Below are 12,267 nucleotides of genomic sequence, written 5' to 3'. Positions count from 1 at the left end.
CCCATTACCCTGCACTCGTCCGATGACCGACCCCGAGGAGCCGCGATGCGTGTCGCTCTGTTCCTGACCTGTGTCAACGACACGCTCTATCCGGACACCGGCCGAGCGGTGGTGAAGCTGCTGACCAGGCTGGGTGTCGAGGTCGACTTTCCGATGGGGCAGACGTGTTGCGGGCAGGCGCACTACAACACCGGCTATCGGCATGAGGCGGAGCCTCTGGCCCGGCATTTCTCCGATGTCTTCGGGGAGTACGAGGCCATCGTGACCCCCTCGGGGTCGTGCGGGGCGATGGTGCGGGAGCTGTATCCGAGGATGGGTGAGCGGGCGCGGGCCGAGGGGCGCGGGGACGGCCTCGCCCGGACGCTGGCGCCCGTGGTCACCAGGACCTACGAACTGACGGAGTTCCTGGTGGACGTGCTGGGCGTGACGGACGTGGGCGCCTATTACCCGCACAAGGTGACCTATCACCCCACCTGCCACGGCCTGCACGGTCTCGGTCTCGGCGACCGGCCTCGAAGGCTTCTTCAGGCCGTCAAGGGTCTTGAGCTGGTGGAGCTGCCGGGCGCCGAGGAGTGCTGCGGGTTCGGCGGGACCTTCGCGCTGAAGAACTCCGAGGTCTCGGCGGCGATGGGCACCGACAAGGTCCGCAACGCGGAGTCGACCGGCGCCGAGGTGCTGTGCGCCGCCGACAACTCCTGTCTGATGCACATCGGCGGGACCCTGACCCGGCTCCAGGTGGGCATGCGGCCGGTGCACATCGCGGAGATCCTGGCGAGCACGGAGGAGGAACCGGCGGTATGAGCGGGATGTTCGTCGGCATGCCGGCTTTTCCTAAGGCGGCGCACGATGCCGTCAATAACCGGACCCTGCGCGGCAATCTGCGCCACGCCACGCACACCATCCGTGCCAAACGGGCCAAGGCAGTCGCCGAGTTGTCCGACTGGGCGGAGCTGAGGGAGGCGGGCCGGGCCGTCAAGGACCACACCCTGCGCCATCTGGACCGCTATCTGGTGCAGTTGGAGGAGGCGGTCACGGCCGCCGGGGGGACGGTCCACTGGGCGGCGGACGCCGACGAGGCCAACCGGATCGTCGCCGAACTCGTCCGGGCCACCGGGGAGTCGGAGGTCGTCAAGGTCAAGTCCATGGCCACGCAGGAGATCGGTCTCAACGAGGCCCTGGAGGCGGAGGGCATCCGCGCCTACGAGACCGATCTCGCGGAGCTGATCGTGCAGTTGGGCAGGGACCGTCCCTCGCACATCCTGGTCCCGGCCATCCACCGCAACCGGGGCGAGATCCGGGACATCTTCCGCAAGGAGATGAGCGAGTGGGGCCGTCCCGCCCCCGAAGGCCTCACCGACACTCCCGCCGAACTCGCCGAGGCCGCGCGGCTGCACCTGCGGGAGAAGTTCCTGCGCGCCAAGGTCGGCATCTCCGGCGCCAACTTCATGGTCGCCGAGACCGGGACGCTGGTGGTCGTGGAGTCCGAGGGCAACGGCCGGATGTGCCTCACCCTCCCGGAGACCCTGATCTCGGTCGTCGGCATCGAGAAGATCGTCCCCACCTGGCGCGACCTCGAAGTCTTCCTGCAGACCCTCCCCCGCTCCTCCACGGCCGAGCGCATGAACCCTTACACGAGCATGTGGACGGGCACGACGGACTCCGAGACGGCTGACGGACCGCAGGCCTTCCACCTGGTCCTGCTCGACAACGGCCGCACCGACACCCTCGCCGACCAGGTCGGCCGCCAGGCGCTGCGCTGCATCCGCTGCTCGGCCTGCCTGAACGTGTGCCCGGTGTACGAGCGGGCGGGCGGGCACGCGTACGGCTCGGTCTACCCGGGCCCGATCGGGGCGATCCTGAGCCCTCAACTCCGGGGCACGGCCAGCGAGATCGACGCCTCGCTGCCGTACGCGTCGTCGCTGTGCGGCGCCTGCTACGAGGTCTGCCCCGTCGCCATCGACATCCCCGAGGTGCTGGTGCATCTGCGGGAGCGGGTCGTGGAGGGCGGTCCGGCGGTCCGGGAGGGCAACAGGGTGCTGCTGAAACCCGCGAAGGGGCATGCGGCCGAACGGGCGGCCATGCGGGCGGCCCGCTGGGCTTTCGCGCATCCGGGGGCGTTGCGGGCGGGCCAGCGGATCGCTTCGCGGACCCGCCGCTTCCACCCACGGACGCTCCCCGGTCCCGGCAGGGCCTGGAGCGGCTCCCGGGACCTGCCGCCGGTGCCCTCGGAGCCGTTCCGGGACTGGTGGCAGCGCACGGACGGCGGAAGGAAGGGTGCGAAGTGAGCAGCAGAGAGCGGATCCTGGGCCGGGTGCGGCGCGCGCTGGCGGACGTACCACAGGACGACACGCCGTACGAGCGGGCCGTCTCCCGGGAGTATCTGCGGGAGCACGGCGAGCGCACCGTCGAGGAGATGGTGAACCTGCTCGCGGAGAACCTGGCGGACTACCGGGCGATCGTGCACCGCGCCACTGACGCCGAACTCCCCCTCCTCATCATGCGGTTGCTGGCCCAGCGGGGGTCCCGGGAGGTGCTCGTGCCCCCTGGCCTCCCGCCGGAGTGGATGTCGGCCGCCGATCCGACTCGGGTCCACGACCGTGCAGCGAGCACGCCTCGCGAACTGGACAAGGTGGAGAGCGTGGTCACGGGCTGCGCGGTCGCGATCGCCGAGACCGGCACGATCGTCCTGGACGGCGGTCCCGACCAGGGCCGCCGCCGGATCAGCCTGATCCCCGACCACCACATCTGCGTCGTCCGCGTCCCTGAGCAGGTCGTCTCGTCTGTCCCCCAGGCCCTCGACCGCCTCGATCCGGCCCGCCCGTTGACCTGGATCTCCGGCCCGTCGGCCACGAGCGACATCGAGCTGGACCGGGTCGAGGGCGTGCACGGCCCCCGCACCCTGGAGGTCGTCCTCCTGGGCTGACACTCCGCCACCCTCCCCTTGGCGCGACAGCGCGAGCTGTCCCGCTAGCGTGAGGGAATGATCCGGTTCGAGCAGGTCACCAAGCGGTATCCGGACGGTACGACGGCCGTGGACGGCCTCTCCTTCGAGGTGTCCGAAGGTGAACTGGTCACCCTCGTGGGGCCCTCGGGCTGCGGCAAAACGACCACCATGATGATGGTGAACCGGCTGATCGAGCCGACCTCCGGCCGGATCTTCGTGAACGGAGAGGACATCGCGCAGGTGGATCCGGTGCGGCTGCGCCGGCGTATCGGTTACGTCATCCAGCAGGTGGGCCTCTTCCCGCACCGCACGGTGCTGGACAACACGGCGACCGTGCCGGCGCTGCTCGGCTGGAAGCGGGCGAAGGCGCGGGCCCGGGCGGCCGAGCTGCTCGATCTGGTGGGCCTCGACCCGAAGACATACGGGCCGCGCTATCCGGAGCAGCTCTCCGGCGGCCAGCGGCAGCGGGTGGGCGTGGCGCGGGCGCTCGCGGCCGATCCGCCGGTGCTGCTGATGGACGAGCCGTTCGGCGCGGTCGACCCGGTGGTGCGGGAGCAGTTGCAGGACGAGTTCCTGCGGATGCAGGCCGCGGTGCGCAAGACGGTACTGCTGGTCACGCACGACATCGAGGAGGCCGTCCGGCTCGGTGACCGTATCGCCGTGTACGGGCAGGGGCGCATCGAGCAGTTCGACACGCCGGGTGCGGTGCTCGGCTCGCCCGCCACGCCGTACGTCGCCGGTTTCGTGGGCGCCGACCGGGGGCTGAAGCGGCTGTCGGTCACCGAGATCGAGCCGGACGATCTCGAACAGCCGCCGGTGGCCCGGCCGGCCGAGCCCGCCGAGCGTGCCGCGGAGCGGCTGCGGGCCGAGGGCGCCCGGTGGGCGGTGGTGCTCGACGCGCACGGCGAGCTGCACGGCTGGGTCGGCATCGACGAGCTGGCCGCGGGTGGCACGGTCGGGGACCTCGCGCACCGGATGACGGCATGGGTGCCGGTGGGTGCCCCGTTGAAGCAGGCGTTCGGGGTGATGCTCCAGTACGACGCCGGGTGGGTCGCCGTGCTGGACGGGGCGCGCTTCCTGGGCGTGCTGACCCCGGCGAAGCTGCACGAGGCGCTGCGCCGCTCGGTGGACGCGGACGCCCGGGGTGTCGCGCGGGGGCAGGTGCCGTTCGACTCGGTCGCGGACGCCTGAGGCGGGCCGTCACTTCAGCAGGCCCTTGTCCTTGAGGTAGGTCCGGGCCACGTCGGCCGGCAGCCGGCGCCAGCTGTCGACCTGCCGGTCCATGTCCGCCAGGTCCGCGGTCGTGAGGATGTCGTTGAGCCTGCCCAGCGCCTTCGCCGCGCCCGCACTGCCCGCGCGGGCGCGGTTGGCGACCGGGACGACGTAGTCGGCGTTCTGCAGGTGCCTGTCGTCGGCGAGCAGGAGCAGACCGAACTGGTCGAGGGTGGCGTCGGTGGTGGTGGTCAGCACCATCTGGTCACGGCCGTCCTGCACGGCCCGCTTGGCCTGGGTGGTGCCGACGCCCTTGGGGTCGATCCCGGTGATGTCGATGCCGTAGACCTTCTTCAACCCCGGTTCGCAGTAGGGCCGTTGCACGCACTCGTCGCCGGCGGCGAGCCGTACCTTCAGCTTCGAGGCGCCGAGGTCGCTGAGGGTCTTGAGGTGGTGCAGCCGGGCGTAGTCGGCGCTCACCGCGAAGGCGTTCTGGTCCACCGCGCGACCGGGCGGCAGGGCGGTGAGTCCGCGGGGTGCGGCGAGGTTCCGCAGGGCCTTCATCGTGGCGTCGAGGTCGGGTGAGCCGACCGGCTTCGCGTCGGCGCCGTGGGTCTTGGCGTTCAGCCAGTCGGCGAGGGTGGCCGCGTACTCGGGCACGACGTCGATCTGGCCGGACTCCAGGGCAGGTTCGTACAGCTCCCGGTTGGCGACCGTGATGATCGAGGTCTTGTAGCCGGCCTGGTTCAGCAGCTGTGCGTACAGCTGGGCGAGCAGGTCGCTCTCGGTGAAGCCGGCCGAGCCGATGGTCAGGTGGTGGCTGTCGCCGGGCGATGCGGTGACCGCGCCGCGGTTCTCCAGGGAGGGGCCGGTGGAGCAGGCGGTCAGGGCGAGGAGCCCGGCTGCCGTGACCGCGGTGCGGCCTCTCATCGGCCGCCCCTGGCCCAGGCCGGTGCCAGGCGTTCGGCGACCTCGAAGACGGCCTCGACGATCAGTGCGAACACGGCGACGAGGAGGGCCCCGGCGACCACCATGGGTGTGCTGGCCAGGTTGAAGCCCGCCGTGATGATCCGGCCGAGTCCGCCGCCGCCCGCGAGCGCGGCGATGGTGGCGGTGGCGACGAGCTGGACGGCGGCGATCCGCACCCCGTTGAGGACCATCGGGAGCGAAAGGGGCAGTTCCACCTGAAACAGCATCTGCCGTCCGGTCATCCCCATGCCCCGCGCCGCCTGTACGACGCTCCGGTCGACCTCGCGCATGCCGACGTAGGCGTTGGTGAGCAGGGGCGGGACGGCGAACAGCACCAGGGCGACCACGGTCGGCCCCTCGCCCCACTTCCCGACCGGGGTCAGCAGGAGCAGGACCAGTACCGCGAAGGTGGGGACGGCCCGGCCGACGTTGGAGATGTTGACGGCGAGCGCGCCGCCCTTGCCCAGGTGGCCGAGGACCAGCGCGACCGGCAGCGCGATCAGGCAGCTGATGACCAGGCAGACGACGGTGAGCACCAGGTGCTGGAGCAGCCGGTGCCGGACGCCGTTGTCGCCGGACCAGTGGGCGGGGTCGGCCAGCCAGTCCCAGGCGGCGCCCAGGGTGTTCATCCGCGGGCCGCCCTCGCCCAGGGGGTGATCAGCCACTGCACGCCGAGCAGGAGGACGTCGGCGGCGACGGCGATCAGTACGCACAGCACGGACGCGGTGAGCACCTGGGCCTTGAAGTAGGTGTTCATGCCCGAGTAGATCAGGTTGCCGAGGCCGCCGAAGCCGACGATCGCACCGACCGTGACCAGCGAGACCGCCGAGACGGTCGCGATGCGCAGCCCGGCCATCGCTGCGGGCAGGGCCAGGGGAAGTTCGACGGTGAGCAGCAGCCGGATGGGTCCGTAGCCGAGGCCGCGCGCCGCCTGTCGGGTCTCCTCGGGGACCGCGCGCAGCCCGGCCAGGATGTTCCGCACCAGCAGGGTGAGCGAGTAGAGCACCAGTCCCGCGACGACCAGGGCGGCCGAGAGGCCGTAGAGAGGCAGGAGCAGGGAGAACATCGCCAGGGACGGGATGGTGTAGAGGATCGTCGTCACGCCGAGGACCGGGCCGGCCGCCAAGGCCCAGCGGCGGGCGAACACCGCGAGCGGCAGGGCGAGGGCGAGCCCGATGAGGACCGACACCGACGTCAGCTGGAGGTGCTGGACGACCGCGTCGAGGAGGATCTGGCGGCGGGTGGTCAGATAGGCGCCGCAGATCCACTCGTTGCGCGCGAGGCAGTCGTCCGGAGGCGCGGTCACGCATCCATTGCACCGGGCGGGGGAACGGGGCGGCGCGTTGTGGTGGCCCGTACGGGTGCGGTGGCCCGCATGGGGTGCGGGCCATCCATTGTGGCGGCCCGTATGGGGTGCGGGCCATCCGGCGTGGGCTACCGCATTCCGGACGCATCCATGAGCGCGGTCACCGTCGCCGTGGCGAGTCCGTCGTCCAGGCGTTCCACGCGGGCTCCGGCGCGGGCGCTGGCGCCGTCGAAGATCAGCATCAGCTGGCGGGCGAGCAGCTCGGGGTCACGGGCGCCGCCTTCCTCCGCCTGCGTGCGGAAGGTCTCCGTGAGGCGCTCCTTGGCCGCGCGGGCGACCTGGCTCGCCGGGTGCTCCGGGTCCTTCAGCTCGACCAGTACGGCGAGGTAGGGGCAGCCGCAGTAGTCGGGGGCGGTGGAGGCATTCTCCACTTGTTCGAAGACGTACAGGATGCGCTCGCGCGGTGTCCCGGCCACCGGGTCGGCGGGCGCCAGCTGGGCCTGGTACCGGGGCAGACGTCGCTCCAGGCTCGCGGCCAGCATCTCGTCCTTGCTCTCGAAGAGCTGGTACATCGACCGCTTCGAGACGCCCGCCGTGCGGCACAGCGCCTCGACGCCGATGGACACGCCGTCGCGGTAGAAGAGCTGGTCGGCGGCATCGAGCAGCCTGTCTCGGGGGGACGCCTTGTCCGTGGTGGCCATACGGCGAGGTTACCGTGTCCGGGGCGAACGGAAACCGATCGGTATACGCATCGCCGGACGCCCGAGGAATTCCGTGACAAGGACGGTGAACAAGCGCTTAGATAGTGCCCTGACGTAGACCGGACACAGATCCCGAACCAGCCGGAGGCCCCGTTGTTCTCATCCGTCGACGACGTCTCCGCCCGCCTCGCCGAGACCGGGTACCTCGCCTCGCCCGCCGTCGCCACGACCGTCTTCCTCGCTGCCCGGCTGGGCAAGCCGCTGCTGGTGGAGGGCCCCGCAGGCGTCGGCAAGACCGAGCTGGCCAAGGCCGTCGCCCAGGTCACGGAGGCACGGCTGGTACGGCTGCAGTGCTACGAGGGCGTGGACGAGTCCCGGGCGCTGTACGAGTGGAACCACGCCAAGCAGCTGCTGCGCATCAGCGCGGGCCGCGACGAGAGCTGGGACGAGACCCGCACCGACATCTTCAGCGAGGAGTTCCTGCTCCCCCGCCCGCTGCTGACCGCGATCCGCGGCGACGAGCCGACCGTGCTGCTGATCGACGAGACCGACAAGGCCGACGTGGAGATGGAGGGCCTGCTGCTGGAGGTGCTCAGCGACTTCCAGGTCACGGTCCCCGAGCTGGGCACCATCGCCGCGACCCGCCGCCCGTTCGTCGTGCTCACCTCCAACGCGGGCCGCGAGCTGTCCGAGGCGCTGCGCCGCCGCTGTCTGTTCCTGCACATCGGGTTCCCCGAGGAGGAGCTGGAGCGGCGGATCGTACGGCTGAAGGTGCCCGGGCTCGATGCGGCGCTGGCCGAGTCGGTGGTGCGGGTGGTCGGGGCGCTGCGCGCGATGGACCTGCGCAAGGTGCCGTCGATCGCCGAGACCATCGACTGGGCGCGCACCCTGCTGGCCCTGGGCGCCGACACCCTGGACGAGACCGTCGTACGCGACACCCTGGGCGTGATCCTCAAGCACCAGGACGACGTGCAGAAGGCCGCGGCCAAGCTGGACCTGGACGCGCTGTGAGCGGTGTCGAGGAGCGGATCACCGGGCTGGTCGGGGCGCTGCGCGCGCACGGCGTCCGGATCGGCACCGGGGAGACCGTCGACGCGGCCCTCGCCGTGGCGGCCCTCGGGTTCGCCGACCGGGACCTGCTGCGGGAGGGGCTGGCCGCGACCCTGCTGCACGGGCCGGGACAGCGGGTGGTGTTCGATCCGGTCTTCGACCTGTACTTCCCGCGCGGCGTAGGCGGTCCGGGCACGGAACAGGCGGGCCGGGACGAGCTGCGCGACCGGCTCGCCGAGGCGCTGGCCACCGACGACCGGTCGCTGATGGCTCGGCTGGCGGCCGAGGCCGTGGACGGCATGGGCGGGTACGGGAGTTCGCCGGGGTCGGACGGCTGGTCGTCGTACCAGACCCTGGACCGGCTCCGCCCGCAGACCCTGCTGGCCCGGGTGCGGGCCGACATCAGGGGCCGGGACGGGGGCACGGGGTTCGCGGACCGGCTGCTGGACGACGAGATCCGGCGCCGTATCGAGGCGTTCCGGCAGCTGGTCGCGGTGGAGGCGCGGCGCCGGGTCGCCGAGCGGCGCGACCGGGACGAGATCGCCCGGCTGGCCGTCGCGCCGACCGCCGACCGCGTGGACTTCCTGTACGCCGGCCGGGACCAACTGGCCGAGCTGCGCAGGACGGTTCAGCCGCTGGCCCGCAAGCTCGCGACCCGGCTGGCCGCGCGCCGCCGCCGGGCCGCGCGCGGCACGATCGACCTGCGCCGCACCCTGCGCTCCTCGCTGTCCACGGGCGGGGTGCCGATGCGGCCGGTGCTGCGCCGGCGCCGTCCGGCCCGGCCCGAACTGGTGCTGCTGTGCGATGTGTCGGGCTCGGTGTCCGGGTTCTCGGACTTCACGATGCTGCTGGTGCAGGCGCTGCACGACCAGTTCAGCAAGGTGCGGGTGTTCGCCTTCGTCAACCGCCTCGACGAGGTGACCGGCCTGCTCGACCACGGCCGCGCCGACCCGGAAGGGCTCGGCGCCCGGATCCGCGCGGAGGCCACGCTCACTGGCTGGCACGGCAGCAGCGACTACGGCGTCGCCCTGGGTGAGTTCACCGAGCGGTACGGCGCCGCGGTCGGCCCGCGCACCACCGTCTTCGTCCTCGGCGACGCCCGCACCAACATGAGCGACCCGAACCTGCCCGCCGTCCGCGAACTCGCCCGGAGCGCCCGGCGCGTCTACTGGCTGAACCCCGAGCCGCGCGCCCAGTGGGGCACCGGTGACTCGGCGGCGCCCGCCTACGCCGAGCTGGTGGAGATGCACGAGTGCCGCACGGCCCGGCAGCTCGGCGCGCTGATCGGACGGCTGCTGCCGGTGTGACGCGGGGCGGCCGGGCATGATCGACTGGACCTCGCCGCCCGCCATGAGCCAGGCAGCCAGCAGCTTGCCATCGGCCCTCCAACCACCCACCCCAGCCCCAGGCGCCATCCGCCATCCGCCATCCGCCCGGCAGACGAGGACGTACGACATGAGCCACCAGCCCGTGCAGCTCGGCACCTTCCCGACCCCCGTCGAACCGGCGCCCCGGCTCGCCGCCGCTCTCGGGCTCGGTCCGGACGACCTGTGGGTCAAGCGGGACGACCTGACCGGCCTGGGCGGTGGCGGGAACAAGATCCGCAAGCTGGAGTGGCTCGCCGGCGCGGCGCTGGCCGAGGGCGCGGACACCCTCGTGACCACGGGCGCCGCGCAGAGCAACCACGCCCGGCTGACGGCCGCCGCGGCCGCCCGGCTGGGCCTGGACGCCGTCCTCGTACTGCGCGGCGCGCCGGGGCGGTCCCGGTCCGGGAACCTCGCCCTGGACGGCCTGTTGGGGGCCCGGCTCGCCTGGGCGGGCGACGTGGACCAGACCGGACTCGACGCCGCGGCGGCCGAGGTGTGCGCAGGGCTGCGGGCCGGCGGTGCCCGTCCCGCGCTGATCCCGTTCGGCGGGTCCAGCACGCTGGGCGCACGGGGCTATGTGCGCTGCGGCGAGGAGCTGCGCGGGCAGGTGCCCGGCCTGCGGACGGCGGTGGTCGCGCTCGGCTCGGGCGGCACGATGGCGGGGCTGGTCGCCGCCCTCGGCACGGAGTCGGTGCTCGGTGTCGACGTGGGCGCGCTGGCCGACCCGGCCGCCGCGGTCGAGGAGTTCGCGGCCCCGCTCACCGCGGAGCAGGTCGTGGCGGACCGGCTGCGGGTGCGCCGGGACCAGGTGGGCAGCGGGTACGCGGCGCTGACCGGTCCGGTGGCACAGGCGCTCCGGCTCGCCGCCCGCACCGAGGGGATCATCCTCGACCCGACCTACACCGGCCGGGCCCTCGCCGGGCTGGCCGCCGCCGTACGGGACGGTGACGTACGGCCCGGCGAGAAGACGGTGTTCGTGCACACCGGCGGGCTGCCCGGCCTGTTCGGGCACGCGGACGCAGTCGCCTACGCAGAGGAGGGGGTCCTCACCCACGGCCGCTGAGACACCAGCCGGCCCCCTACACGCAACCGCGCTCGTACTCCCCCCGGGGCTACGGCGCTTCCCCGATCCCCGGCCGCGCGGCGGGCGGCGGTACGACGTCGTCCTCGACCTTGCGGCCGGCCGCCTGCGTCCGCTCATCGGCCCGGCACCGGGCAAGGCGGTGCCGGCGGAGCTGCGCGAGCCGGCCGGCTCCGGGAAGCTCGCCCCGGTGATCGACCGGACGTACCCGCTGGGCGAGGCGCCCGAGGCCGTCCGGTACCTGGGGGAGGAGCACGCGCGCGGGAAGGTCGTCGTCACGGCCTGGCCGGGGCGGCCCCGACGCACTGGTGCCCCGCGGTGACGGGCGCACCGCGGGGCACCTGCGGGACGTGTCAGGTCCCCGAAGCCTTCGCGTAGTCCTTCGCCGTGGGTCCCGCGAAGTCGTACACCACGACCTGCTCGTCTCCCACGACCCACGCGTCGTGCCCGGGCGGGCACATGAAGACATCGCCGGGACCTACCTCACCCTCACCGCCGTCGTCCATGCGGATGTGCAGCCGACCCTGAACGACATAGGCGCTGTGCGGGAACTGGCAGCTTTCGGTGCCCGCGATCGGCGCCACGGACTCGGACCAGCGCCAGCCCGGTTCGAACGTGCCCACGGCGAAGTCGAGCCCGGTCAGGTGGACGGCTTCGAGATGACCCCGGGGAAAGTCACGCCGCTCGTCCGGCTTGTCTACCGTCTTCACTTCCAACATGACGATGTCCTCCCTTCCGGCCGCTCACCACGGCCCGGGCGGGTCGCCGTCTCCCGGCGGCACCGGCGTTCCGACGGCGGCCGCACCCCACGACACCATCGTCTGCCCGTCAACTGGGAGTCGCCATTCGGGCGGACGACGCAGCACGCCGAAGACAACGTTGTCACCGTGGGCCGACACTCCCGCTCCTCATCGTCTCCCGCTACACGTCAGCGCCGGACGGCACTCTGCGCCGGCACCCCGACCGCATCGGCGGTCCGCTCGGCGCGCCCTACGGTGAACACCGCGTAGACATAGGCGAGATCGAGGACGAGGCAGCCGAGGTAGAGGTAGTACATGAGGGCGTTGTCGTAGCGCGGATCCCCGTCGGGGTCGGTGAGCATCGAGACCGAGGCGCAGGCGGTGCCCAGCAGCTTGGTCACGGCGGTTCCCACCGACTGGCCGCGCGTGCCGCGGCGGGCGGCCAGCATCGCCAGGAACATCCCGGACATGGCCAGGTTGCTGCCGAACGCGGTGATCGCACCGACACCCTCGTCGAACTGCTCGGACGCGTAGTTCATGCCCGGGTAGGCGAGGGCGAGCAGGACGGCCAGCGCGGGCAGGAACAACCGGTCGGGCAGGTAGGGGAATTCGGACCGCCCGAAGCGTACGACGGTGTAGCCGATGGCGAGGTCGAAGCAGAACCAGACGATGTTGATCACATGCATGACCCCGGACGGCGGCCGCACGAACGCGAACATGAACTCCCAGCTGACGTTCGTCGCGAACGCGACGACAGGCATCCCGAACGTGCGCTCCCGCAGCCCCGTGCGGATCAACAGCACGTACGTGACACTCCAGAAGAGCCCGGTTCCGAGCAGAAACCCCGTGTGCACCGCGTTCACGACCACCCTCCGTACGCAGACCGTCACGCCCGAC

General features: G+C 72.1%; 14 protein-coding genes. 8 read left to right on the top strand and 6 right to left on the bottom strand.

The window, feature by feature from the left end:
• The first annotated feature begins 45 nt into the window (after positions 1-45).
• The 4 genes from ACFYZZ_RS06840 to ACFYZZ_RS06825 are packed head-to-tail and all read left to right on the top strand — an operon-like array spanning position 46 to position 4,135.
• Positions 46-801, top strand: coding sequence for a (Fe-S)-binding protein (locus ACFYZZ_RS06840; protein ID WP_389172438.1), 756 nt, complete (start codon positions 46-48; stop codon positions 799-801).
• Positions 798-2,285 (top strand): LutB/LldF family L-lactate oxidation iron-sulfur protein, encoded by a 1,488-nt coding sequence (locus ACFYZZ_RS06835; protein WP_389172436.1) that lies wholly within the window; start codon positions 798-800, stop codon positions 2,283-2,285. The genes ACFYZZ_RS06840 and ACFYZZ_RS06835 overlap by 4 nt, the downstream gene beginning before the upstream one ends.
• Complete coding sequence (locus ACFYZZ_RS06830) at positions 2,282-2,923, top strand: lactate utilization protein C (RefSeq protein WP_389172434.1); 642 nt, start codon at positions 2,282-2,284, stop codon at positions 2,921-2,923. The genes ACFYZZ_RS06835 and ACFYZZ_RS06830 overlap by 4 nt, the downstream gene beginning before the upstream one ends.
• 57 nt (positions 2,924-2,980) lie before the next feature.
• The gene (locus tag ACFYZZ_RS06825; protein ID WP_389172433.1) at positions 2,981-4,135 is read left to right on the top strand and encodes a betaine/proline/choline family ABC transporter ATP-binding protein; all 1,155 of its coding nucleotides are present in this window, start codon (positions 2,981-2,983) and stop codon (positions 4,133-4,135) included.
• Between the two features lie 9 nt (positions 4,136-4,144).
• Here the strand turns inward: ACFYZZ_RS06825 and ACFYZZ_RS06820 are convergent, their stop codons facing one another.
• From ACFYZZ_RS06820 to ACFYZZ_RS06805, 4 genes are all read right to left on the bottom strand, one after another.
• The gene (locus tag ACFYZZ_RS06820) at positions 4,145-5,086 is read right to left on the bottom strand and encodes an ABC transporter substrate-binding protein (RefSeq protein ID WP_389172431.1); all 942 of its coding nucleotides are present in this window, start codon (positions 5,084-5,086) and stop codon (positions 4,145-4,147) included.
• The gene (locus ACFYZZ_RS06815; protein ID WP_389172429.1) at positions 5,083-5,754 is read right to left on the bottom strand and encodes an ABC transporter permease; all 672 of its coding nucleotides are present in this window, start codon (positions 5,752-5,754) and stop codon (positions 5,083-5,085) included. The genes ACFYZZ_RS06820 and ACFYZZ_RS06815 overlap by 4 nt, the downstream gene beginning before the upstream one ends.
• A complete protein-coding gene (locus ACFYZZ_RS06810; RefSeq protein ID WP_389172428.1) occupies positions 5,751-6,431 on the bottom strand; it encodes an ABC transporter permease in 681 nt (226 codons plus the stop codon). Before ACFYZZ_RS06810 ends, ACFYZZ_RS06815 begins: the two co-directional genes overlap by 4 nt.
• Before the next feature lie 128 nt (positions 6,432-6,559).
• Complete coding sequence (locus ACFYZZ_RS06805; RefSeq protein ID WP_386577976.1) at positions 6,560-7,132, bottom strand: TetR/AcrR family transcriptional regulator; 573 nt, start codon at positions 7,130-7,132, stop codon at positions 6,560-6,562.
• Between the two features lie 153 nt (positions 7,133-7,285).
• Here ACFYZZ_RS06805 and ACFYZZ_RS06800 point away from each other — a divergent pair, with 153 nt between their 5' ends.
• The 4 genes from ACFYZZ_RS06800 (at position 7,286) to ACFYZZ_RS06785 (ending at position 10,952) form a co-directional block, all read left to right on the top strand.
• The gene (locus tag ACFYZZ_RS06800; RefSeq protein ID WP_389172426.1) at positions 7,286-8,143 is read left to right on the top strand and encodes an AAA family ATPase; all 858 of its coding nucleotides are present in this window, start codon (positions 7,286-7,288) and stop codon (positions 8,141-8,143) included.
• The gene (locus ACFYZZ_RS06795; RefSeq protein WP_389172424.1) at positions 8,140-9,489 is read left to right on the top strand and encodes a VWA domain-containing protein; all 1,350 of its coding nucleotides are present in this window, start codon (positions 8,140-8,142) and stop codon (positions 9,487-9,489) included. Before ACFYZZ_RS06800 ends, ACFYZZ_RS06795 begins: the two co-directional genes overlap by 4 nt.
• 148 nt (positions 9,490-9,637) lie before the next feature.
• Positions 9,638-10,612: a pyridoxal-phosphate dependent enzyme gene (locus ACFYZZ_RS06790; protein ID WP_389172423.1), complete on the top strand. Its 975-nt coding sequence runs from the start codon at positions 9,638-9,640 to the stop codon at positions 10,610-10,612.
• Positions 10,613-10,772: 160 nt separating this feature from the next.
• Entirely contained in the window at positions 10,773-10,952 is a 180-nt protein-coding gene (locus tag ACFYZZ_RS06785; protein ID WP_389172421.1) for a zinc-binding dehydrogenase, read from the top strand.
• A gap of 31 nt (positions 10,953-10,983) precedes the next feature.
• Here the strand turns inward: ACFYZZ_RS06785 and ACFYZZ_RS06780 are convergent, their stop codons facing one another.
• Together ACFYZZ_RS06780 and ACFYZZ_RS06775 are read right to left on the bottom strand one after the other, a co-directional pair.
• Positions 10,984-11,349, bottom strand: coding sequence for a cupin domain-containing protein (locus ACFYZZ_RS06780; protein WP_389172420.1), 366 nt, complete (start codon positions 11,347-11,349; stop codon positions 10,984-10,986).
• Between the two features lie 209 nt (positions 11,350-11,558).
• Positions 11,559-12,233, bottom strand: a complete 675-nt coding sequence (locus ACFYZZ_RS06775; protein ID WP_389172418.1) for a hypothetical protein — start codon at positions 12,231-12,233, stop codon at positions 11,559-11,561.
• Positions 12,234-12,267 lie beyond the last annotated feature (34 nt).

It is taken from the genome of Streptomyces sp. NPDC001816 (genome assembly GCF_042892235.1).
Classification (GTDB): Bacteria; Actinomycetota; Actinomycetes; order Streptomycetales; family Streptomycetaceae; genus Streptomyces.
Note: the sequence above shows the minus strand (reverse complement) of the source record. Positions and strands in the feature narration are given on the sequence as shown.